Source organism: Nonomuraea sp. NPDC003707, from assembly GCF_053587055.1.
In genome coordinates this window covers 174470-196549 of record NZ_JBSFNK010000022.1, presented here as the reverse complement: position 1 = coordinate 196549, position 22080 = coordinate 174470, and the positions used below count along the sequence as shown (strand labels likewise).

Annotated in this window: 18 protein-coding genes; 13 read left to right on the top strand and 5 right to left on the bottom strand. The window is 73.5% G+C overall.

Annotated elements, in window-relative coordinates:
* The first annotated feature begins 15 nt into the window (after positions 1 to 15).
* The 8 genes from ACWDRB_RS42510 to ACWDRB_RS42475 are packed head-to-tail and all read left to right on the top strand — an operon-like array spanning position 16 to position 9485.
* Positions 16 to 1113 (top strand): Gfo/Idh/MocA family protein, encoded by a 1098-nt coding sequence (locus ACWDRB_RS42510; RefSeq protein WP_350733994.1) that lies wholly within the window; start codon positions 16 to 18, stop codon positions 1111 to 1113.
* Positions 1110 to 2015, top strand: coding sequence for a DUF6807 domain-containing protein (locus tag ACWDRB_RS42505; RefSeq protein ID WP_449903799.1), 906 nt, complete (start codon positions 1110 to 1112; stop codon positions 2013 to 2015). Before ACWDRB_RS42510 ends, ACWDRB_RS42505 begins: the two co-directional genes overlap by 4 nt.
* A complete protein-coding gene (locus ACWDRB_RS42500; protein ID WP_449903795.1) occupies positions 2012 to 2827 on the top strand; it encodes a cupin domain-containing protein in 816 nt (271 codons plus the stop codon). The genes ACWDRB_RS42505 and ACWDRB_RS42500 overlap by 4 nt, the downstream gene beginning before the upstream one ends.
* Positions 2828 to 2885: 58 nt before the next feature.
* Positions 2886 to 6830 carry a carboxypeptidase regulatory-like domain-containing protein gene (locus ACWDRB_RS42495; protein ID WP_449903791.1) on the top strand — a complete coding sequence of 1315 codons (3945 nt, stop codon included), beginning with the start codon at positions 2886 to 2888 and terminating at the stop codon, positions 6828 to 6830.
* 5 nt (positions 6831 to 6835) lie between these two features.
* Entirely contained in the window at positions 6836 to 7870 is a 1035-nt protein-coding gene (locus tag ACWDRB_RS42490) for a LacI family DNA-binding transcriptional regulator (RefSeq protein WP_449903788.1), read from the top strand.
* A gap of 56 nt (positions 7871 to 7926) precedes the next feature.
* Entirely contained in the window at positions 7927 to 8406 is a 480-nt protein-coding gene (locus tag ACWDRB_RS42485; RefSeq protein ID WP_449903786.1) for a hypothetical protein, read from the top strand.
* On the top strand, positions 8387 to 8710 hold the full coding sequence (locus ACWDRB_RS42480) for a winged helix-turn-helix domain-containing protein (protein ID WP_350733985.1): 324 nt from the start codon (positions 8387 to 8389) through the stop codon (positions 8708 to 8710). The genes ACWDRB_RS42485 and ACWDRB_RS42480 overlap by 20 nt, the downstream gene beginning before the upstream one ends.
* 52 nt (positions 8711 to 8762) lie before the next feature.
* On the top strand, positions 8763 to 9485 hold the full coding sequence (locus tag ACWDRB_RS42475; RefSeq protein ID WP_449903783.1) for a class I SAM-dependent methyltransferase: 723 nt from the start codon (positions 8763 to 8765) through the stop codon (positions 9483 to 9485).
* Here the strand turns inward: ACWDRB_RS42475 and ACWDRB_RS42470 are convergent.
* Both ACWDRB_RS42470 and ACWDRB_RS42465 read right to left on the bottom strand, forming a co-directional pair.
* Positions 9482 to 10612, bottom strand: coding sequence for a hypothetical protein (locus ACWDRB_RS42470; protein ID WP_449903776.1), 1131 nt, complete (start codon positions 10610 to 10612; stop codon positions 9482 to 9484). The genes ACWDRB_RS42475 and ACWDRB_RS42470 overlap by 4 nt on opposite strands.
* Positions 10612 to 10893, bottom strand: coding sequence for a hypothetical protein (locus ACWDRB_RS42465; protein WP_355201210.1), 282 nt, complete (start codon positions 10891 to 10893; stop codon positions 10612 to 10614). The genes ACWDRB_RS42470 and ACWDRB_RS42465 overlap by 1 nt, the downstream gene beginning before the upstream one ends.
* Before the next feature lie 145 nt (positions 10894 to 11038).
* On the opposite strand from ACWDRB_RS42465, the gene ACWDRB_RS42460 reads away from it, so the two are divergent.
* The 4 genes from ACWDRB_RS42460 (at position 11039) to ACWDRB_RS42445 (ending at position 17135) form a co-directional block, all read left to right on the top strand.
* Positions 11039 to 11455, top strand: coding sequence for a YbaB/EbfC family nucleoid-associated protein (locus ACWDRB_RS42460; RefSeq protein ID WP_350733978.1), 417 nt, complete (start codon positions 11039 to 11041; stop codon positions 11453 to 11455).
* 93 nt (positions 11456 to 11548) lie between these two features.
* Positions 11549 to 13705: a hypothetical protein gene (locus tag ACWDRB_RS42455; protein WP_449903772.1), complete on the top strand. Its 2157-nt coding sequence runs from the start codon at positions 11549 to 11551 to the stop codon at positions 13703 to 13705.
* On the top strand, positions 13702 to 14826 hold the full coding sequence (locus ACWDRB_RS42450) for a DUF58 domain-containing protein (RefSeq protein WP_449903768.1): 1125 nt from the start codon (positions 13702 to 13704) through the stop codon (positions 14824 to 14826). Before ACWDRB_RS42455 ends, ACWDRB_RS42450 begins: the two co-directional genes overlap by 4 nt.
* Positions 14814 to 17135 carry a DUF3488 and transglutaminase-like domain-containing protein gene (locus ACWDRB_RS42445; RefSeq protein WP_449903765.1) on the top strand — a complete coding sequence of 774 codons (2322 nt, stop codon included), beginning with the start codon at positions 14814 to 14816 and terminating at the stop codon, positions 17133 to 17135. The genes ACWDRB_RS42450 and ACWDRB_RS42445 overlap by 13 nt, the downstream gene beginning before the upstream one ends.
* 6 nt (positions 17136 to 17141) lie before the next feature.
* Here the strand turns inward: ACWDRB_RS42445 and ACWDRB_RS42440 are convergent, their stop codons facing one another.
* The 3 genes from ACWDRB_RS42440 to ACWDRB_RS42430 are packed head-to-tail and all read right to left on the bottom strand — an operon-like array spanning position 17142 to position 20714.
* Entirely contained in the window at positions 17142 to 18878 is a 1737-nt protein-coding gene (locus tag ACWDRB_RS42440) for a protein kinase domain-containing protein (RefSeq protein WP_449903763.1), read from the bottom strand.
* Positions 18875 to 20071: a hypothetical protein gene (locus ACWDRB_RS42435; protein ID WP_449903761.1), complete on the bottom strand. Its 1197-nt coding sequence runs from the start codon at positions 20069 to 20071 to the stop codon at positions 18875 to 18877. The genes ACWDRB_RS42440 and ACWDRB_RS42435 overlap by 4 nt, the downstream gene beginning before the upstream one ends.
* 10 nt (positions 20072 to 20081) lie before the next feature.
* Positions 20082 to 20714, bottom strand: coding sequence for a hypothetical protein (locus tag ACWDRB_RS42430; protein WP_363966874.1), 633 nt, complete (start codon positions 20712 to 20714; stop codon positions 20082 to 20084).
* A gap of 127 nt (positions 20715 to 20841) precedes the next feature.
* Here ACWDRB_RS42430 and mycP point away from each other — a divergent pair, with 127 nt between their 5' ends.
* Positions 20842 to 22050 (top strand): type VII secretion-associated serine protease mycosin, encoded by a 1209-nt coding sequence (gene mycP, locus ACWDRB_RS42425; protein ID WP_449903758.1) that lies wholly within the window; start codon positions 20842 to 20844, stop codon positions 22048 to 22050.
* Positions 22051 to 22080: the final 30 nt, after the last annotated feature.

Genomic DNA, 22080 nt, shown 5'->3' with positions numbered 1-22080 from the left:
CATAGGAGCAACATCTTGAGTCAACGGAACTACCGGGCCGCGATCGTCGGGACCGGCGCGATCGCCCACGCGCACGCGCAGGCCCTGCTCGGGTCGGGGCGGGCCGAGCTCGTGGCGGTGGCGGACGTGGACGCCGGGCGGGCGGGCGAGTTCGCCGGGAAGTACGGCGGGCCGAGCACCCACGCGAGCCTGGACGACCTGCTGCGGGAGGAGCAGGTGGACCTCGTCCACCTGTGCACGCCGCCCCAGCTGCACGCCCCGCTGGCCATCGCGTGCCTGGAGGCCGGGGTCACGGCGCTGGTGGAGAAGCCGCCGACGCTCTCGCTCGCGGAGTTCGACGCGGTGATCGAGGCGGAGCGCCGCTCGACGGCGCACGTCGCGACCGTCCTGCAGCACCGCTTCGGGGCGGGCGCGCTCCGGCTGCGCCGCCTGCAGGAGGCCGGCGAGCTGGGCCGCCCGCTGCTGGCCACCTGCAACACCCAGTGGTACCGCGACGAGGCGTACTACGCGGTGCCCTGGCGCGGCACGTGGGAGTCGGAGGGCGGCGGCCCGACGATGGGGCACGGCATCCACCAGTTCGACCTGCTGTTCTCGGTGCTCGGCCCGTGGCGCGAGGTCACGGCCGTGGCCGCCCGCCAGGCGCGCCCGGTGGACACCGAGGACGTGTCGCTGGCGCTGGTGACGTTCGAGAACGGCGCCGTGGCCACGATCGTCAACTCCGTCGTGTCCCCGAGGCAGACCTCCCAGCTCCGTTTCGACTACGAGCGCGCCACCGTCGAGGTGGAGCACCTGTACGGCTACACCGACGACGACTGGACCGTGACCCCGGCGCCGGGCCAGGAGAGCGTGTCGGAGCTGTGGGCGCAGGGGCGCACGACCACGTCGAGCGGCCACGACGGCTGGCTCGCCGCCGTCTTCGACGCGCTCGACCGGGGTGAGGCGCCTCCGGTCACTGCCGAGGACACCCGCCGGACGATGGAGTTCATCGCCGCGCTGTACACCTCCGCCTTCACCGGCGAACGCGTACAGGCCGGACAGATCACTGCTGACAGCCCGTTCGCCCGGCGCATGGACGGCACGGGCGCCCCCTGGGAAAAGGTGAGGAACCCGTGACCCTGCAGGCCACGCACGCGCTCGGCCGGTCGGTGACCGTCGCGGCCGGCGACGTCGAGCTGTTCACGTACGTCTACAGCCCCGAAACGCCGGTGCTGGAGTCGCCCAAGCCGTACCTGCACCCGATCCGCACCCTCGGCGGCCGGCTCGTGTCGCTGTTCAGGCCGCACGACCACGTCTGGCACAAGGGCATCGCCTGGTCGCTGCCGCACGTCGGGGAGCACAACTTCTGGGGCGGGCCGACGTACGTGCACGGCCGGTTCTACGTGCAGCTCGAGAACAACGGCAGCGCCACGCACCGCGAGATGACCACCCTGGCGGCCACCGGCGAGCGGGTCGAGCTCGGGCACACGCTCGACTGGGCCGCGCAGGCCGGCGACCCGGTCATCGAGGAGCGGCGCTCGCTGGCCGCGCACGTCGTGGACGAGGCCACGTGGGCGCTGGTGTTCGACACGGAGATGACCAACGTGTCGGGCGGCACGCTCGCGTTCGGCTCCCCGACCACGAAGGGCCGCGAGAACGCCGGGTACGGCGGTCTCTTCTGGCGCGGGCCCCGGTCGTTCACCGGCGGGATCATCCAGTCGCCCGCCGGCGCGGGCGGGGACGAGCTGCGCGGCACGCGCGCCGAGTGGTTCGGCTTCCGCGGCCGGCACGACGAGAGCGGCGACCACTCGACGGTCGTCATGGTGGACGCCGCCGACAACCCGCAGCACCCGCCGCAGTGGTTCGCGCGCAGCGAGGACTTCGCCTGCCTGTGCCCGGCGCCGTTCTTCAGCGAGGAGGTCGAGCTGCCGGACGGGCAGTCGCTGCGGTTCCGGTACGCGGTCGTGATCGCCGACGGCGACCGGGGCGAGGAGGGCACGGAGCTGCTGGCCAAGCAGGGGAGGGCGGCGCTGGCATGACGTTCCCCGGAGGCACGTCCGTCAGCCGCCTGTCGGTCTACTCGGGCAGCCCGTGCGCCGACGGCCTGGAGGGCGGCACGCCGCACCTGCACATGGCCTCGACGGAGGCGTACGTGGTCATCGGCGGGCACGGCACGCTGCAGACGCTCGACGTGAACGGGCTGCGCGAGACCCCGCTGAGCACCGGGACGACCGTGTGGTTCACGCCCGGAACCATCCACCGCGCGGTCAATGGGGGCGGCCTGGAGGTGGTGGTCGTGATGTCGAACGCGGGCCTGCCCGAGGCCGGGGACGCGGTCATGACGTTCCCCCCGGAGATCGTGGCCGACCCCGAGCGCTACCGCCAGGCCGCCACCCTGCCCCCGTCGCCCCCGTCCGGCGGCCCGCTCCCGACCGGCGGGCCTCCCGCGTCCTCCACTCCCCCCGAAGGACTCGCGCCCGGCGCGGCGGGCGCGCTCCGTGACGTCGAGGAGGCCGTACGGCGCCGGCGCGAGCTGGCCGTCGAGGGTTTCCTGCGCCTGGCCGACGCCGCCGCCGACGGCGACCTGGCCCCGCTGCACCGCTTCTACGACCACGCCATCACGCTCGTGCGCCCCAAGGCCGCGGCCTGGCGCACGATCTGGGAGGGCACGGTCGCCGAGGAGACCCGCCGCACCGCCGGGATCCTCGACGCCCTGGAGCGCGGCGACGGCGCGCACCTGCGGCGTTCCGCCCTGATGGAGAGCCCGCCGCACGACCGGTGGGGCATGTGCGGCAACCTCCGCGCGCACGACGTGGCCCACCCGATCGTCCACACCCCAGAACCGAGCTGATCGCCCACCGGCGCGCCCTGCGAGGGGCGCGCCGAAATCACCCCCCAGGAGCCCGGCGATGTTCCCCCAACTGCTGACCGCTGCCATGATCCTGATATCCACCCCGCCCACCACAGCCGCGGCCACGGCCACGGTCACGGTCACGGCGGGCACCACGTACTACGTAGACGCCGCCGCGGGCGACGACGCGGCCTCGGGCCTCGACCAGGCACACCCCTGGAGGAGCCTGGGCAAGGTGAACGACACCACGTTCCGTCCGGGCGACCGCATCCTGCTGCGCGCCGGACAGCGGTGGACCGGCCAGCTCTGGCCCAAGGGCTCGGGCGAGAGCGGCGCGCCGATCACCGTCGACAGGTACGGCGAGGGCGGCAAGCCCCGCATCGACGGCGCGGGGCAGGTCGGCGACGCCGTCCGGCTGTTCAACCAGGAGTTCTGGACCATCCGCAACCTGGAGGTCACGAACGAGGTCCCGCCGACGGGCACCCCCGGCGAGAACCTGCGCGACCTGCGCGGCATCCACGTCTCCGGCGACAACAGCCAGACCCTCGACGGCTTCGTCATCGACGGCGTGGCCGTGCACGACGTCACCGGCCAGGTCAACTGGATCAGCGGCAGCACCGACAACAACGCGCCCGGCGTGCGCTTCAAGACCGGGTGGGACGGCTCGAAGAAGACGGGCGGCATCGTGTTCGACACGACGGTGCCGGACATCCACACGCCGCCGGACAAGGCGACCGTGCTGAACGACGTGGTCATCCAGAACTCCACGGTCGCCAACACCTCGTTCGCCGGGATCGTGTTCAAGCAGTACACCGGGGACGGCAAGAACGACGCGGGCGAGACGATCGCCACGGCCACCGGCTGGGGCACGCGGCAGAACGCCGACGACCCCAAGTTCACCCCGCACACGAACATCGTCATCAGGAACAACCACGTCACCCAGGCCGACACGGCCTACGGCTGCAACGGCATGTACCTCACGAACGTCCGGGGCGCGCTGGTCGAGCACAACGTCGTCTACCGGGCGGGCACCTCGGGCATCGAGTCGTACTACGCCGACGACGTGACGTTCCAGTTCAACGAGGTGTACGAGACGCAGCAGAAGGCCGGCGGCGCCGACTCCAACGGGATCGACCCGGACAAGGGCACCACCCGGCAGGTCGTGCAGTACAACTACCTGCACGGCAACGGCGACGGCGTGCTGCTGTGCCAGTTCGCGTTCGGTGACGCCGTGGTCAGGAACAACGTGATCGCGAGCAACACCCGCTACCAGATCTACCTGCACTCCGACCGGGCCGCGACCGCCAAGGTCTACAACAACACGATCTACAACGACAAGAGCGACTACCTCATCTACGGGTACGGCTCCTACATCGAGGCCCGCTACGACATCTCCGACAACCTCCTGTACTCCACGCGCCCGGCGACGCTGACGACCAGCCCGACCATCGCCTACAGCCACAACCTGTACGGCGGCGCCGACCTCGCGGTCCCGGACGGCGACACCGGCGCCGTGGTGGCCGACCCGCTGTTCGCGAAGGCGCCGCCGACCGGCCCGTACGGCACCCCGGAGTCGGGCCCCCGGCTCGACACCGCGTACGGCCTGCGCGTCTCCTCCGGCTCGTACGCGATCGACGCGGGCGCCGAGATCACCGGGAACGGCGGCCGCGACTACGCCGGGACCCCGCTCTACAACGGCGGCGCGGACATCGGCGCCTTCGAGTACACCACCGCCCAGGACGCCACCACCGAGTCCGTCACCGGCACCGCCCGCACCCCCTCGGGCGCCCCCGTCGCGGGCGCGACCGTGACGGCGGCGGGCAGGACGGCGACCACCGGCGCCGACGGCCGCTTCGCGATCAGGGACCTCCCCTTCGCCGACGGCGTCGAGGTGACCGCCGCCAGGAACGGCTACGCGAGCGCCACCGAGACCGTGAACGTGCGCCCCGGCAACACCGTCACCGTCCGCCTGACCATGGCCTCGGCCAGCACGGTCGGCTCGGTCACCGGACGCGTGCTCGACCAGGCCGCCCGCCCGCTGCCCGGCGCCACGGTCACCGTCAAGGACGGCGGACAGGCGCTCGCCACCGCGACCAGCGGCCCCGACGGCGCCTTCACCGTGGAGAACGTCCCGGTGGGGGAGGGCTATCTGGTCCAGGCCGCGTCCGGCGGATACGTGACGGCCAGCCGGTCCGGGCTGACCGTGGAAGCGGCCACGGCGACCGACGCGGGCGCGCTGCTCCTCGTCCGCCCGACCCCGGACTACGTGGCCGTGCACGACTTCGACGACCTGCCGACCGGGCCGCTGACCAGCGGTGACGGCCTCACCGTGAGCTCCACGGGTGGGAGCGTCGAGGTCGTCGAGACGCCGGGCGGCAAGAGCCTGAAGCTCACCCGCACCGCGAACAGCGGCAGCACCGGCGTCTCCCGGACGTTCGCACTGAAGGGCGTCGTGACCGTCGAGGCCCGCGTCATGAGCGAGCAGCCCTACACCTCGGGCAACCACTGGTGGTCCGTCCCCTATGTCAGGAACGCGAGCGGGCAGAACGCCGTCAGCCTCGCCTTCACCAAGAACACGATCGTCGCCTACGCGGGCACGACCACGCGCACGGTGGGCGCGTACGAGCCGGGCCGCTGGTACCACGTCAAGGCCGTGATCGACACCGTCAACCAGCGCTTCGACCTGCTGATTGACGGCCGGAAGGCGCTCGAAGGGGCCGCGTTCAGGACCGCGATGGACACTGTGGCGCAGATCGACTACTACGCCAACAGCACCAACTACGGCGGCATCCACCTCGACGACCTCCGGGTCGCCCAGGGGGTCGGCCTCGCCCGCGACGACACGGGCCTGCTCAGCGTCGACACCAGCCAGGGCGCGCCCGACGGCGACGTGCTGGACGTGCCCGCCCGGGTCACCGAGGTGGAGGTGACCGCCGTGGCCCGCAGCCCGTTCGCCAGGTCGGTGAGCATCTCCGGCGAGCGCACCGCCGGAGCGCAGGCGACGCGGAAGGTCACGCTGGGCGCGACCGGGGCCGAGGTGCCCGTCGTGGTCACCGCCGAGGACGGCACCGAGGCCACCCACACCCTCCAGATCAGGCGCCGCCCGCTCGCCCAGGACACCACCCTGTCCGGCCTCGTCCCGGACGCGGGCACGCTGGAGCCGGCCTTCGACCCCGACGTCCTCGCCTACGCCCTGACCGTCCCCGGGGACCGGGTCGTGTTCACGCCGACCGCGCTCAACCCGAAGTCCGCCATCACGGTCCAGGGACAGCCGGTCGCGAGCGGCGCCGCCGCCCCGCCCGTCCCGCTCCCGATCGGGGACACCGAGGTCGCGGTCAAGGTGGTCGCCGAGGACGGCACGGCCGACGCCACGTACCGGATCAAGGTCACCCGCCCCGAGCCCCAGCTGCCGCAGGACGGCGCCACCGCGCCGCCCGCGCGGGCGGCGCTCTCGACCACGAGCGGGTGGCGGCACGGCCTCCACGACGGCACCTACGACGTGACCATGAACCTCTGGTACGGCGTCAACGCCAGCGTGTTCGTCCTGTACGAGAACGGCAAGGAGATCGCCAGGCGCGACCTCACCCCGAGGACGCCGTCGGCCCAGAAGGCCACCGTCCCCGTCACCGGCCGCCCCAACGGCACCTACGTCTACACCGGCGAGCTGCTGAACCAGGCGGGCCGGACCGCCACCACGTCCGTGCGGGTCGTCGTGACCGACGCGAACCCCGGCAAACCCGTGCTCAGTTCGGACAACTGGGACGGCGACGGCGAGTACACCATCCGCATGAACATGTGGTGGGGCACCAACGCCACCTCCTACCGCCTCTACGAGGACGGGGTCCTCGTCGACAGCCGGCAGCTCGACGCCGCCACCCCGGCCGCGCAGAGCGCCGCCACCGTCCTGTCCGGACGGCCGGCGGGGACGCGCACGTACGTGGCCGAGCTGGCGAACGCGGCGGGTATGACCAGGAGCGACCCGCTGACTCTGGTGACAGAATGACCCGTATGGAGGAGGGGTCCACGGCCCCGCCGACCCTGCACGACGTCGCCCGCGAGGCGGGCGTGTCCATCGCGACGGCGTCGCGCGCGCTCAACGGCAGCACGCGCAACGTCAGGTCCGAGAACGTCTCCAGGGTGCGCGCGGCGGCGGCCAAGCTCAACTACGAGCCGCACCTGTCGGCGCAGGCCATCGCGAAGGGTTCGACCAGGACCGTCGCGCTGGTGGTGCGCGACGTGGCCGACCCCTACTTCTCCTCCATCGCCGCCGGGGTCACCCAGGCGGCCGAGGCCGCGCAGCTCATCGTCACCATGGCGGTGGCCGACGGGTCGCCCGAGCGCGAGCTGGAGATCGTCAGGACGCTGCGGGGCCAGCGGCCGCGCGTGATCATCGTCGCGGGCAGCCGGGTCGCGGGCTCCGCGACCCGGGACGCGCTCATCGAGGAGCTGGAGGAGTACCGGACGGCGGGCGGGCGGGTCGTCATGATCAGCCAGCGGGACCTGCCGTTCGGCACCGTCACGATCGACAACCACGGCGGCGCCCGCGACCTCGCGCGGGCGCTGGTGGAGGTGGGATACCGGCGCTTCGCCGTCTTCCACGCCGCCGGCGAGCTGCGCACGTCCCGCGACCGCCACGAGGGTTTCCGCGCAGGGCTGGGCCCCGGCGTGCCCGAGCCGCTGGCGATCGAGACGGCCTTCACCCACGCGGGCGGCTACGACGCGGCGCGCCGGCTGGTGGAGCGGGGGATCGAGGACGTGGAGGCGGTGTTCGCGGTCAACGACGTGATGGCGATCGGCGCCATGACGGCCTTCCGCGACGCCGGGGTGGTCCCGGGCGCGGACATCGGGGTGGCGGGCTTCGACGACATCGCCTCGGCGCTGGACGTGGTGCCCGCCCTCACCTCCGTGGCGGTGCCGCTGCGGGAGGCGGGCCTGAGCGCGATGCGGCTCGCGCTGTCGGACGAGGAGAGCGCGGACGACGTGCGGCTCCCGGCCCGCGTCGTCCTGCGCGAGAGCACACCTGGGGCTCCACGACTTTCCTGAGGGGAAAGTAGATGCTACTTTCCTCATAGGAAAGTAGTCGACCACGGGGGTGGCACATGAATCCGCAGGATGCCCAGGCTTCGCTCAACCAGATCCGGGACTTCCAGGACAAGACCCGCGAGGAGATGGTCCGCAAGATCTTCCCCTGGCCCTATGTGATCATCTCGGCGCTCGGGCTCTTCGCCTCGTTCGCGTCGATCGACCTCGAGCAGCCTTGGCTCCCCATCGCTCGCGGGCTCGGGCTCGCAGTGTTCATGGGCGTGGGAGTCTTGCACGCGTTCCGGATCTCCGTCCACCCGAAGCCCACGGCTCCGATGATCGGGGTCTTCATCGGCGTGGTGCCCATTCTCCTCGTGGCCTTCGTCATCGGCCGGATCGCCGGCTTCCTCTTGTTCGGTGTGCCGGCGCACGGACTGCTGTCGCAGGCCACGGTGGGCGGTGCCCTGGCGGCCATCGTGTACGTCGCCATCATGCCCGTGGTCCGCAGGATCATCACGTCGATTGCGCTGCAGGCTCATGGACCCGCAGTTCGATGAGTTCCTGCACGTGCCCGCGCGGCTGTCGGTGGTCGCGGTGCTGGCGCCGGCCGACTGGGTCGACTTCGGGTTCGTCAGGGACACGATCGGCACCAGCGACTCGGCGCTGTCCAAGCAGGTCTCCGCACTGGCCGGCGCCGGGTACGTGGAGGTGCACAAGGGGCAGGACAAGCGGGCGCGGCGCACGTACGTGCGGCTGACCCCCGCGGGGCGGCTGGCGTTCCAGCGGCACGCGGCGGCGCTGGAGCGGATCGTCGCGCTCTCCCGGATGCCCGCGCCGGACGGGCCGCCCCCGCCCGAGTGACCGGGCGAAAAGGACGTGCGGAACGGCCGGTCCCCGGGGCACGATCATGCTCATGGAGTATGAGGAGCTGATCCGCGCCGCGCTGGCCACGCCGTTCGAGGGGTGGGACTGGGCGGTGTTCCGCGGCCGGATGACCACGGCCGGCGACCTGCCCTGGGACTACGAGCGGCTGGTGCGCGACCGGCTCCCGCGCACGCCGTCGCTGCTCGACCTCGGCACCGGAGGGGGCGAGCTGCTGGCGTCCCTGGCGCCGCTCCCGCCGCGCACCGCCGCCACCGAGGGCTACCCGCCGAACCTCCCGATCGCCCGCGACCGCCTGGAGCCGCTGGGCGTCGAGGTGGCCGAGTCGACCGGGCACTTCCCCGACGGCTCGTTCGAGCTGATCGTCGACCGGCACGAGTCGTACGACCCGCACGAGATCCGCCGCCTCCTGGCCGGGGGCGGCACGTTCGTCACCCAGCAGGTGGCCGGGCGTGACCTGGAGGAGCTCAACGCGGCGCTGGGCGGCCCGCCGCACGAGGACCACGCCTGGGACCTCGCCGGCGCGGCCGCCGCGCTCGACGCCGCCGGACTCGAGGTCACCTGGAGCGCGGAAGCCGGGCAGTCCGTCGTGTTCCACGACGTGGGAGCGCTCGTGCTCTACCTGCGGGTCGTCTCCTGGCAGGTCCCGGGCTTCGACGCCGGCGCGTACGATGACCGCCTTCGCGCCCTGCACGCTGACATGCCGCTCCAAGCGACCGCCCGCCGTTTCGCCCTGACGGCCCGGCACCGTTAACGGTCAAGCTGGGGCGGCGGCGACGAGGGGGCGAAGGGCACCGCGAGCCGGAGCCCCACGCTGGGTGCGAAGCCCAGCAGCGAGCTCTGCGCCATCGGCGGCAGCTTCTTGAACCAGGCGGGCGACGGCACGCCCCACTGGCCCCGCGCCGGGTTGAACAGCCGCCCGACCGCGCCGTTGAACCCGCCCGCGATGCCGCTGAACAGCGCCACGTCCCCGAGCGTGGCACTCCACGACTTGCCCTCCACCCTGGCGTTCCAGAAGGCCGGCACGCCGCCCGCGAGGGCGCCCATGGCCACGTTGTTCACGAGCGGGCGGCTGGCGGCGAGCCCGGTGAAGTACTTCGTCTGGCCGAGGGGCCCGGTGAAGCCGGCGACGGTGGAGGCGTTGGCGGTCTGGGCGAGGGAGAGGATGGAGATGTCGAGGGGGTTCTGGCCGAAGACGCCCCTGGCCACGCCGCCGGCCAGCAGGTTGCCGCCGAACGACCAGCCGTGGATCTGGCCGTACTTCCCCAGGGCGGCCAGGGCCGTCTGGCGGAAGCCGCCGCCGGCGTACATGCTGAGGCCGCGCACCAGGCCCGACCTGCCCATCATCGTCGTGAACCCGCGCATGGCCGCCGCCGCGGCGGCGCGCACCGCGGCGAAGCGGCTCAGGATGCCGGTGGCCGTCGCCGCCCCGCGGGCGGCGGTCGCGGCGCTGGACGCCCACACCGCGAACGTGCTCAGGCCCGCCGCCGCCAGCGACGCGACGACACCCGCGGACACCGACGCGATCAGCGAGGTGATCAGCTGGTTGAGCGCCTCCCTGGTCTTCCTGGACGCCTCCACGGCCTGGTCGAGCACGTCGGCGGCGTCGCCGAGCCGCTCGGCCGCCGTGGCCCGGAACTCGGGGGCCAGGTAGCCGCGCCACTTCTGCCGGAACACGTCCGCGTCGCCGCCGATCCACCCCTGGAGCGAGCCGGGGATGGGGGAGAGCGCCGGCTCCAGGCCCTCGATGCCGCTCTTGAGCCGGCGGCAGGCCGCGGCCATGGCCAGCAGGCGCTGCTCCTGCTCGTCGTCGCCGATCGAGGCGACGGTGTTCTTCAGCGTGTTGACGAGGTCGACGACGGGGGCGAAGGGCCCGGACATCAGCCGCCCCCCAGCCGCTCCGCGCTCTCCCGCAGCCCGGTGGCGGTGTCGTCGAGCTTGGCCACCAGGTCCTTGGCGAAGCCGAGCAGCTCCTGGTGGTACTCCCGGTACGACTCCTCCAGCTCCTTGCCGCCGCGCTCCAGAAGGCCGAAGCAGCCGTCGGCCGGCGCGGCATTCCGCTCGAAGTCGGGCAGCAACGGCTTCAGCGCATCCCGCGCGTCCTCGCACCGCTTTCCCGCGGCCAGGAGGGCGCCCGGATCGATCCGGATTCCACCGCTCATGAAATGGCACCTTTCCCACGGATTAGCCGCTGAGAAATCTGCCATTAATCCATTGGTCAGAGCAATGAAACTTCGCATGCTTCAACTTTTTCCGAAATGGCGGGCCTCCCCCGTACTCTCCCGTCGCAGAGACCCGGGAGGTACGGTGAACGACTTCGACCCCGAAGAGCTGGAACGGATCACCGCGCGGGCGGAGGACATGCTGGCCCGCGTCGAGGAGCTCAGGAGCGAGATCGACGTGGTCGTCGGCCACGGCGAGGCGGCGGACGGTCAGGTACGCGTGACCGCCGGCGCCTCGGGCCGGCTCATGGACGTCGTCCTCGCGCCCAGGGCCATGCGGCTGGACAGCCAGAAGCTGGCCGAGGCCGTGCTGCGGGCCGCGCAGGAGGCCCAGGACGACGTCGCCGCCAAGGTCGACGCCGTCATGGCGGAGACGCTGGGCGGCGCGCTGCCCGGCAGGGAGCTGCTCGACGAGCAGTTCGGCAGCGTGCTGGAGTCGTTCGAGTCGTCCATGGACGAGCAGTTGCGGGCCATCGACGATCGGACGCGTGACAGCCGGTGATCGGACACTTCCAGGTTATTTGAAGGAACCTCGCGATCCGCGGACGCCCCCCTAGGGTGTCCGCGGGCACGTACACGTACGGGATGTGAGTCGGTGGCCATTCGGTGGCGGAATGCGGCGGGACGGCGGGCGGCGGGAATCGTCGCGGGCGCCCTCGTCGCCGTGCTGGTCGGCGTCGGCCTGTTCCTGGGCCAGGGCGTCTCCAGCGCCCGCCCCAAGCTCTCCGACGTCGGGGCGTGGCTCGGCAGCGCGCTCAACGGTGAGGTGGTGCACGCCAACGGCCTGTCCGGGCAGCTGGACGGCCGCGTGGACCTGGCCTCCGCCGAGGGCGAGCCGCTCAAGGTGGTGCAGGACGGCAACAACGTGCTCGTCATGGACTCCACGGGCAAGGTCGGCCGCATCGACCCCACCCAGCTTGAGGTCGCCCAGACCAACACGCTCGGCGCGGGCGGCATGCAGATCGTGATGGGCGGCGGGAAGGCGTACGGGGTCGACCCGCAGGCCGGCACCGTGCAGCAGCTCGACCCGCTGACGGTGAGCACGATCGGCTCCCCGCTCACCCTCAAGGCGCCGCTCGGCCAGGCCGGCCTCGGCAAGGACGGCACGCTGTGGGTGCCGGTGCCCGAGGAGGGCACGCTGGTCCAGGTGAAAGACGGCCGGCAGGTCAAGGCCGTGACGGTCGGCGAGCCCGGCGACCCGCTCACCCTGACGCTCGCGAACGGCGCCCCGCTGGTCACGAACTCCGCCGCCGCCTCCGCCATGCTGATCGGCCCGGCGGGCACCCGGCTCCAGGTGTCCCTGCCCAGCACGGTGACGGGCGCGGGCGGCGGCGGGCTGCTGGTCCCGGCGGTGGCCGAGAGCCAGATCGTGCCGATCCTGGAGCCCAGGAAGGGCGCGCTCGTCCTGGTCGACACCGCCGGCGGCGGGCTGACCACGGTTTCGGTGAAGGGCGGCAAGCTGGGGGCGCCGCAGGCGCTCGGGCGGCGCGTCTACATCGCAGACGAGAGCAAGGGCCGGCTCATCGTGTACGACACGGTGGCCAAGGCGTTCGAGCCCGAGAAGGTCGTCACGGGCAAGGCGGGACCGCTGGAGGTGTTCGTCAAGGACGGGCTGCTCTGGGTGAACGACCAGTTCAGCGAGACCGCGCTGGTCATCGAGCAGGACGGCAGGGGACACCGGGTCGGCAAGTACGACGAGGCGCTCGGCCAGAAGGACACGCCGACGCCGCTGCCGATCCCGACCTACACACCCTCGGTGGTGCAGCCGACCCTGGTGCCCACCCGGTCGACCAGGCAGCCCACCGGGAAGCCGACGTCCGTCCCGACGAAGACGAAGACGGCCGTGCCGACCGTGACCGTGACGAAGACCCCCACCCCGACCCCCACCCCTACGGACACGCCGACTCCGACCCCGACGCCCACTCCGACGCCGACCCAGACCCCCGATCCGCCGGGATCCGTGACGGCCAAGTCCGGGCCCGGCTGGATGGAGGTCACCTTCACGCCGTCCCGCCAGGGCACGGTCAAGGCGTACACGCTCAAGGGCGCGTCCGACGTCACGCCGTCCCGCGTGCAGCCCGACGGGCCGTACCAGTTCCGGGTGAACGGCGGCCGGTGCGACCAGGAGTACACGTTCCGGGTGGTCGCCGAGTGGTCCGGCGGCGAGGTGGAGTCCCAGCCGTCCGTGCCCGTGCGCCCGTGCGTCGCGCCGGGGCAGCCGTCCGGCTTCGCCGCCAAGGGCAAGAACCACGGCGCCGACCTGACCTGGTCAGCCCCGGAGAACGCGCGGGACGGCGGCGTCACGTACACGCTGGACGGGCCCGGCAACCACCCGGGATCGCCCGACGGCACCAGCGCGGAGGTCACCGGGCTCAAGAACGGCCAGTCCTACACCTGGACGCTGCGGGCCAAGAACGCGGCGGGCGAGAGCGAGGAGCGCGCGGAGGCCACGGCCGACCTGCGCCCGCCGTCCGCCCAGTTCAGGAACGCCAACAACAACAACAGGGACACCCTGATCCGCTCCGGGCCCAGCGCCGGCGCCGAGGCGGGGCGCATCCCCAAGGGCGAGTACATCACGATGACCGTGCTCTGCCAGCAGAAGGGCGCCGCCTTCACCGACACGGACACGGGCATGAGCAGCGACGTCTGGAACAAGGTGGAGTCCGGCCGCGGCAACGGGTGGCTCAACGACGTGCTGATGGACACCCCGAAGGGGGGCTTCCCCGCGGCCCCGCTCTGGGAGTGCGAATGATCACCAGGGCGGGGTGGGGCCTGGCGGCGGCCTCGGTGCTGGTCTACGCCGTGGGGGCGCCGTTCGGGTACGCCCAGGCGGCGGTCCTCGCGGTGGCGGGGCTGGCCGCCGTGGGCGCGGGCGCGCTGTGGACGCTGCGCGGTGCCGGGCTGGACGTGCGCCGGGAGCTGACGCCGGTGAAGGTGGCCAGGGGCGACCCCGCGGTGGCCCTCCTGCACGTGCGCAACACCGGCCGCCGGCGCCACGCCGGGCTGGTGGCCCGCGACACCTGCAGGGGCACGTCCGTCACGGTCGAGGTGCCGGCGCTGGCCCGCGACACCGCGCGGACGGTGTCGTACCGGCTGCCCACCCGGCGACGCGGGGAGACGCCCGTCGGGCCGCTGCTGCTCGACCGCACCGACCCGTTCGGGCTGGCGCGGCGCTCGATCGCGTACGGGCGCACCGACCTGCTCCTGGTCCGGCCGCGTACGGTGCCGCTCGCGCCCCCGCACGCCGGCCGCCGCAGGCACCTCGACGGGCTCGACTCGCGCTCCGCACCGAACGGGGCGATCAGCTTCAACGGGCTGCGCGACTACGTGATCGGGGACGACCTGCGGCACGTCCACTGGCGCTCCACGGCCCGCACCGGCGTTCTCATGGTCAAGGAGCTGACCGACGTCAACCTGCCGAGCACCGTCACGGTCCTGGACACCCGGCACTCGTCGTACGAAGGGGACGACGAGTTCGAGCTGGCCGTGGACGTGGCGGCGTCGGTGGCCTGCGCGGTGGCGCGCGACCGCTTTCCCATGCGGCTGCTCACGGGGGCGGGGGAACTGCTGCACTCCAAGGGCGGGCCGGGCGAGACCGAGGAGGTCCTGGACCGGCTCGCCGTGGTGGAGCGCTCCGAGCAGGCGGACGCGCCGCTCCACGCTCTGCGGCGGGCGGGCTCGGGCGGGGCGCTGGTGCTGGTCAGCGGCTCGTTCGACGGGCTCGCGGACGCGGCGGCCGTGCGGCGGCGCTTCGACGAGGTGCTGTTCGTGCGGGTGGGCGAGCCGGTGGAGGGCGGGCGGCCCGCGGCGGCCGGGGTGACGGTCATCGAGGTCAGCGACCTGGCGGAACTGGCGGCGGCATGGCCCCGCTAGCCGGTCCGCCGCCTCACGACGTCGCGGTGCCGCAGGGGCGCACCGCGACCCCACCGGACCCCGCCCCGGAGCCGGCAGGCGCCTCGGGCGTCGGATCGGCGTCGGGTGTCGGGTCCGTGTCGGGTGGCGGGTCGGCGGGTGGCGGGTCGGCGGGTGGCGAGCCGGTGGGGGCGCCGGGACCGGGGCCGGTGCGGGGGCTGGTGTCCGTGGGGGTCGTGGCGTTGCTGGCCGCGACGGCCGGGCTCGCGTTCGACGGGGTGTTCCCGTTCGCCGCCCTGCTCCCCGTGGTCGGCCTGGCGGCCGGGCTGCCGTGCGTGCTGTCGGTGGCGCTGTACGGCCGGTTGCCGCTCTGGGGAACGATCCCGGTCGGCGTGCTGGGCTGGCTGGTGGTGGTGTCGGCGACCCTGTTCAGGTCGCAGGCCTGGCTCGGGTTCCTGCCCGGCCCGGCCGCCGTGCGCGCGGCGCTGCTCGGCGTGCGCGACGCGGGCGGCCGGCTCCTGACCACGATCCTCCCGGCGGCGCCCGACAGCACGGCCGTCGTGCTGGTCAGCTTCCTGGTCTGGGCCGCCGCCCTGGCCGGGGCGGAGATCGCGCTGCGGTCCAGGTCCGTCATGCTGCCCGCCCTGGCCGCGCTCCCGGTGCTCGCCGTCGCGGTCGTGCTGGGGGCCGCCGGGTCCGGGTCCGTGGTGCCGTACGCGGCGGTGTTCGCCGGGCTCACCCTGCTGCTCGGCCTGGTCAGGGCGGCCAGGTCGGCGGGGACGATCGCGGTGGGCGTGCCGCTGCTGGCCTGCCTGGTCCTGGCCGCCGTCGTCACCGCGCCCGCCCTGCCCAGGGCCGAGCGACCGTACGACGTGCGCCGGCTCGTCGAGCAGCCCCCGCCGCGGCCGATCAACGGCGTGAGCGCGCTCGACCAGGTCTCGGCGTGGCTGCAGAACCCGCAGCGCGAGCTGTTCACGGTCGGCACCGCCTCCGAGGCGAACCTGCGCCTGGCCGTCCTGGACACCTTCGACGGGGTCACGTGGACGTCGGGCGCGGGGTTCGTCCCCACGGGCGGGCGGGTGCCGGGGCAGGAGGGCGGCGGGGATCCGGTCACGCAGCGGTTCACCCTGCGGAAGCTCCCGGGTCCGTGGCTGCCCGCCGCCGACCGGCCGCTGCTGGTGAAGGGCGCGGGCATCGTGGTCGATCCCGCGACGGGCATGCTGGCCGGCACGCAGGCGCGCGAGGGCATGACGTACGAGGTGACCTCGGGGATCCGCCGCTACACGGCGGAGGACCTGCGCGCGGCCGTCCCCGCCGCCGACCCGGCCGCGCTGCGGCTGCCGGACGGGCCGGACGGCCGCACGCCGCCGCAGCGGGCCCGCCTCCTCGCCATCGCCCGCCGCGCCACGGCCGGGGCGCAGAGCCCGACGCAGCGGGCCGCCCGGCTGGCGGCCTACCTGCGCAAGCACGCGGTGAACGACGTCAACGCGCCGCCCGGGCACGGCTACCGCAGCATCGAGTTCTTCCTGACGGAGTCGCGCAGGGGGACGACGGAGCAGTTCGCCGCCTCGTTCGCGCTGCTGGCCCGCGCGATCGGGCTGCCGAGCCGGATCGTCGTGGGTTTCCGCCCGGGAACCGGCTCCGGCGGGGTGCGGCAGGTGCGGGGTGGGGACGTGCTGGCCTGGGCGGAGGTCGAGTTCGAGGGGATCGGGTGGGTGCCGTTCTACCCGACGCCGTCGCGTACGCGCTCGGGAGGGGGCGGTGACGTGGCCGAGGGCGCGCCGAAGCAGGCGCGGGAGATCGAGCAGGCGATCAACAGCGACTCCTCCGAGCCCAAGCCGACCCCCACGGCCGCCAACCGGGCCACCCCGACCCTGTCACCGCGTCCCGGCGGCTCCGCGGGCCCGCTCGTCTGGGCGGCCGTGCCCGCCGCCGCGCTCCTGGTATATCTCCTGGCCGTACTCGTCGTGCCGCCGCTGAGGCGGATGCGCCGCCGCCGGGCCGCCGCGCCCGCCGCCCGGGTGGTGGGGGCGTGGCGGCAGACGGTGGCCAGGCTGCGCGTGGCCGGGATCCCTGTGCGCTCGGACGCGCTGACGGCCGGCGAGGTGGCGTCTCTGGCCGAGTCCGTCCTGGGTCCTGCCGCGCGCGAGCCGCTCACGACGCTCGCCGACCTGGCCAACCTGGCGACGTTCGGGGGAGCGCCCGTGGACCAGGCGGACGCCGACCTCGCCTGGCGCCACTTCGGCGGCGTGGACACGCTGGTGCGGCGGAAGGCCGGCCTCGCGAGCAGGCTCGCGCACCGCCTGTCGCCGCGATCCCTGGTGGGGTAGCCGGTCTCAGGAGGGTGGCGGGGTGGCCAGGGGGAGCACGATCGGGGGCTGGACCTGGTCGTCCTGGTTCGTCTCCGCGGCGCCGCGGATGCACAGGGCCGACGACCACGCGACGGACGAGGGCTGGCCGATGGCGACCACGGTGCCGACCTTGAAGCAGTAGCCCGTGACCGGGTCGAGGCCGCCCAGGGTGTAGGTGTTGCTACCGCTCGCCGCCGGCACCAGCCGGTTGCCGGGGGCCTGCTGGATCACCACGGGATAGCCGCTCTTGCGCACCGCCTTCCAGGCGAGCGTCACGGTGGCGCCGTTGTCGGACACGACTTTGAGGCTTTTGGGACGGTACGCGGCCACCGCGGCGGGATCGACGGTCTGGCGGCGCGCGGGTGGCTCGGACGGCTTGCTCGTCTGCGGTTGAGGCTCGCTCGGTGGCGTCCGCCGGCCGGTCGGCTGGTCCTTTGGTTGCTGGTCGGCCTGGGGCGGCGTGCCGGAGGTCGTGGGGTCGAGGGCGGCGGCCGTCGCGCCGGCGGGTTGCGGCGCGCCGGGCCGGCCGTTCATGGCCAGTGCCACGCTGCCCGCGCCCACCAGCACGGCCAGCGCCGACGCGGTGGTGACCAGCAGCGGGACCCGGCTGCGGCGGTCCGGCGCGGCGGCGGGGGCGTGGGGTGCGGAGACCTCGGGGGGAGGCTGGCAGAAGGGCTGGGGGCCGGCGGGCGGCCTGACCTGGGAACGGTCGGGATCCACGGTCCAGACCAGCTCGCGGGGACCTGACCGCGCCGCCGCTCCCGAGTCCTCGAGCGATGGCGAGGGGGAGGGGAGACGCGCGGTGAGGGGCTGACCCGCATCGCCGAGGGGCAGGCGGGCCGTCGGGGGCTGTCCCGCGTTCCCGAGGGGGAGGCGGGCGGTCGGTGGTTGGGCCGGGCCTGCGGCGGGCGGGTGGGTCGTCAGGAGCTGGGAGGCGACGGTGGCCAGGTCGGTGGCGGCCGGGCGGGCGGCCGGGGTCTTGGCCATCGCCTTCAGCAGGGTCTCGGCCAGGTCCGGCGGCACCCCCGGCGGGAGCGGCGGCGGCGCCTCCGTCAGCACCCCGAGCACGAACTTGGCCGTGCCCCCCGTCCCGTCCGGCGGGAACGCGGGCCGGCCCGCCAGCAGCTCGTACACCATCGACCCGAGCGCGTACACGTCGGAGGCGGGCACGGGCGGGTGGCCCTCCAGCTCCTCCGGTGCCGCGTGCACCGACGGGAGCGTGCCGTCGGGCAGCTCCACGATCGACATCAGCGCGGACATCCCGAACCCCGTGAGCGCCACCCCGCGACCGGCCACGATCACGTTCTCGGGCGTGACCCGGCCGTGCACGCCTCCGGCCGCGTGCGTGGCGGCGAGCGCGTCCGCCACCGCCCGCAGCAGCCCCAGCGCCTCGTCGAGCGGCATCGGCAGGCTCCGCCCCGGCCGCTCGGCGAGCGTGAGACCGCCGTGGGGCGGCGTCACCAGGTACGGCCGCCCGTCACCGGTGGCCCCCACCTCCAGCACCGGGATCACGCCCTCGTGAGCCGCCAGCGCCTCCGGGAAGCCGAAGCCGCGGACGATCCGCTTCAGCGCCCGACGGTCGGCCCGGTGGCAGGCGAGCGTCTTGACCAGCGCCTCGGCCCCCGTGGCCGCGGATTGCGCGAGGTGCGCGGTCCACGGGCCGTCCTGGCCGGCCCGCTCCAGCAGCCGGTAGCCGCGGACCCGCTCGGTCGTCACCGTCATGCGATCACGGACGGGCCGCCCATGTCATCGGTCTCGAACGCCTCGTCCTCCACCAGCGGGAACCTGGCCCGGTCGCGGTCCCGCTCGGTCCCGTTCTGGCCGCCGCCCATCATCGGCGGCATCATGCCCATCCCCATGCCGGTGGCGCCCAGCCGGCCCGCGCCGCCCGCGGGCGATCCCGAGCCGCTGAGCTGCGTGGCCGGGACGCTGCCCGGCAAAGTGCTGGGGCCGCCGCTGGTGGGTGCGCCGGGCGGCAGGTTCGTCTGCGGCAGGGCCGTCTGGGGCGGTACGGCCGCCAGGTCCGTCCTGGGCGTCTGGGGCAGTTGGGGGGTGTTGAGCTCGGGGTTCTTCAGGTTCGGGGTCTGCGGGGTCTGGAGAGAGGGGTCCTTCAGCGAAGGGTCCTGCAGTGACGGGTCCTTGAGCGACGGATCCTTCAGGGACGGGTCCTGGAGGGAAGGGTCCTTCAGCGACGGGTCCTGGAGTGACGGGTTCTGGAGGCCGGGGGTGTCGAGGCCGGACGAGGTGCCCGGCAGGCCGAGACCGGGGGTCCCGTACGGGGAGCCCAGGCTGGAGCCCTTGTACGGGTCGCCGGTCAGGCCGCTCGGCATCCCGGGACCGAGCGGGAGGGACGGGTCGGTCATCCCCGCCTGCGGGGCCGAGGACCGCTGCTCCACGTAGCCCGCGATGGCCCCGTACACCTCCCCCATGAACCTGTTGAGCTGGCGCAGGTGATGGCGGGCGAGCGCGTGGCCGTTGGTGTCGCTGCCGAAGGCGTCGCCGATGTCGTCGTCGAGGCCGACGCTGCCCGTCCGCGGCACGTTGTTGTGGAACCAGGGGAGCACCTGGGCGCCGTACCACTCCAGGGGCGTGCCGACCGAATCGGCGGCGATGCTGATGCGCGCGAGGTCGCGCTGCAGCTCGCCGACAGTCTCGAAGATCTTCTGCAGGGACTCGCCGCCCAGCGTCTCCGCGATGCGCCCGGCCTGGTTGTGCAGGAGCTCCACGGACGCGGCGCACATCTCGGCGATCTCCTTGTACCGCTTGCCCGCGTCGGCGACGCGGTCCGGGTTGGTGCCCTGGATCAGGGCGGCGACGCCGTCGCTGCTGTCGGAGTCGCCGTTGCCGGTCGGCGCGATGTCGTCGATCTGCGGCGCCCGGGTGTCCTTGAGCGCGTCCGTCCAGTAGTCGGTCATTCGTCCCCCGTCAGGTACGCGTGCGCAGGCCGCCCGCGATGGACTGGTCGGCGCCCTTGGCGGTCTTGACGGTGTCGTCGAGCGCCTGCACCACGGCCGCGTACACCGAGTAGACCCGGTTGATGGCGGCGTCCAGCGTGCTCTGCGCCTTGTCGGTGGTCGCCTTCATGTCGGCGGCGGCCTGCCAGCTGCCGAGGTCGCGGTCCGACAGCCCGGCGAGGGTGAGCCGGACCTTGAGGCTCTGGCCGCCCACCTCGCCCTGCAGGCGCTTGAGGTCCTGGCGGAGCTGCTCCACGGGCGACGACGGGAGCGGCCTGCCGGTGGCCGGGTCCTCGTACTCGCCGACCTTGATGAACATCTCCTTCTTCGCCGTCCCCGGGTCGACCGGGTTGCGGGCGAGCAGGGCCTCGCGGTCGGCGTCCGTCGGCGTCCGGGGCGCCTCGGGGGGATAGTCGCCGTTGCGGTGGAAGTGGATGTGGTCGGCGTACGACTCCTCGATGTTGTCCGGATCGAAGTCGTACTCGGTGCCGCTGAACCCGCCTTCGTAGGTCTGGTTGATCTGCGGCCGCTGGTATACCGACAGGCCGAGGCCCGGCCTGGGGGTGCCGTGCGCGTCGCCTCCCTCGGCCTCAGGTGTCGACATGCTTCCTCTCCGCGGTCGAAGGACGTACCGGCACCTGCCTATCTCGCGCTCCACCCGGCGGCGCGTCATTTCAAGATATTTCTAAGAGACAAGCCCCAAATCGGAAATGTCGGCAGACTGCCTTACCGTGCCTTTCTCCTGGTACGGCGCCGCGGCCATCGGCCTGGTGCTGACGCTCACCCCGACCCCAGCGCCGACCCCGGCGCCGACTTCAGCGCCGACCTCTGGGCCGACCTCTGGGCCCACGCGCACGGTCTCGTGCGATCCCCAGCCCGGCGTGGCGGAGGTCACCGGGAAGCCGTGGCCGCAGGAGAGGCTGAGGTTCGAGCGGGTGTGGCGCTTCACCAAGGGCGAAGGGGTGACCGTCGCCGTCGTGGACAGCGGCGTGGACGCCGCGCATCCCCAGCTCGCCGGAGCCGTCATCACCCAGGTCGATCTCACGGGCACGGACCTGCGCGACTGCGTCGGGCACGGCACGGCGGTGGCCGGGATCATCGCGGGCCGGGACCTCACCGCGCGCGGCGTGCCCGTCATGGGCGTCGCGCCGGCCGCCCGGATCCTGTCGATCAAGCAGACCGAGGGGAGCTCGGGCGACGTGTCCCGGCTGGCCCAGGGCATCAGGCGGGCCGCGGAGCTGGGCGCGGACGTGATCAACGTGTCCGTGCAGGCCCACGACCATCCCGCGCTGAAGGCCGCGGTGGCGTACGCGCAGGCCAAGGACGCGGTGATCGTGGCGGCCGCGGGCAACGTACGGCAGGACGACGGCGTGGTCACGCCCGCGTACCCGGCCGAGTATCCCGGAGTGATCGCGGTCGGCTCGGCCTCGCCGGACGGCGGCAAGTCGGAGTTCTCCAACAGCGTGACCCGCATCTCGGTGACCGCCCCCGGAGCCGGGATCACGAGCGCGTGGACCGGCGGCGGCTACCGTACGGAACTGGACGGCACCAGCTTCGCCGCCCCCTTCGTGGCGGGCGTCGCCGCCCTGGTCAGGGCCCGGCACCCCGAACTCGACCACTGGCAGGTCAAGCGCCGGCTGGAGCGCACGGCGGACGGCGGCGGCGCGGCCGGCACCGGGGCCGGGCTGGTCAACCCGCTGCTCGCGGTCACCTCGGTGCAGCCCGACGCCGAGGATCGCGCGCCCGCCGCGCCGCCGATCGTGCTGGCCAGGGCCCCGGTGCCGGACCCGCGCACGCGCGGCCTCGCGGTGGCGATCACGGCGGGGGCGGTGGGGGCCACCGCGCTGGTGGTGTTCCTGGCGTTGACGCTGCCCAGGGCCCGTCGCAGGGGCTGGCGGGCCGGAGGGCCCACGACATTTACAGGAAAGTTGAAATCGTAGCCCTGCCCGCTTTGACCCATTTACTTTGAT

What these genes read in the sequence shown, in the direction of transcription:
- ACWDRB_RS42465 (WP_355201210.1), bottom strand. Translation starts at nt 10,893, where the DNA reads ATGAGCGGTGGAATCCGGATCGATCCGGGCGCCCTCCTGGCCGCGGGA.
- ACWDRB_RS42435 (WP_449903761.1), bottom strand. Translation starts at nt 20,071, where the DNA reads ATGACCGACTACTGGACGGACGCGCTCAAGGACACCCGGGCGCCGCAG.
- ACWDRB_RS42495 (WP_449903791.1), top strand. Translation starts at nt 2,886, where the DNA reads ATGTTCCCCCAACTGCTGACCGCTGCCATGATCCTGATATCCACCCCG.
- ACWDRB_RS42450 (WP_449903768.1), top strand. Translation starts at nt 13,702, where the DNA reads ATGATCACCAGGGCGGGGTGGGGCCTGGCGGCGGCCTCGGTGCTGGTC.
- ACWDRB_RS42480 (WP_350733985.1), top strand. Translation starts at nt 8,387, where the DNA reads ATGGACCCGCAGTTCGATGAGTTCCTGCACGTGCCCGCGCGGCTGTCG.
- ACWDRB_RS42500 (WP_449903795.1), top strand. Translation starts at nt 2,012, where the DNA reads ATGACGTTCCCCGGAGGCACGTCCGTCAGCCGCCTGTCGGTCTACTCG.
- ACWDRB_RS42430 (WP_363966874.1), bottom strand. Translation starts at nt 20,714, where the DNA reads ATGTCGACACCTGAGGCCGAGGGAGGCGACGCGCACGGCACCCCCAGG.
- ACWDRB_RS42475 (WP_449903783.1), top strand. Translation starts at nt 8,763, where the DNA reads ATGGAGTATGAGGAGCTGATCCGCGCCGCGCTGGCCACGCCGTTCGAG.
- ACWDRB_RS42485 (WP_449903786.1), top strand. Translation starts at nt 7,927, where the DNA reads ATGAATCCGCAGGATGCCCAGGCTTCGCTCAACCAGATCCGGGACTTC.
- ACWDRB_RS42445 (WP_449903765.1), top strand. Translation starts at nt 14,814, where the DNA reads ATGGCCCCGCTAGCCGGTCCGCCGCCTCACGACGTCGCGGTGCCGCAG.
- ACWDRB_RS42490 (WP_449903788.1), top strand. Translation starts at nt 6,836, where the DNA reads ATGGAGGAGGGGTCCACGGCCCCGCCGACCCTGCACGACGTCGCCCGC.
- ACWDRB_RS42440 (WP_449903763.1), bottom strand. Translation starts at nt 18,878, where the DNA reads ATGACGGTGACGACCGAGCGGGTCCGCGGCTACCGGCTGCTGGAGCGG.
- ACWDRB_RS42470 (WP_449903776.1), bottom strand. Translation starts at nt 10,612, where the DNA reads ATGTCCGGGCCCTTCGCCCCCGTCGTCGACCTCGTCAACACGCTGAAG.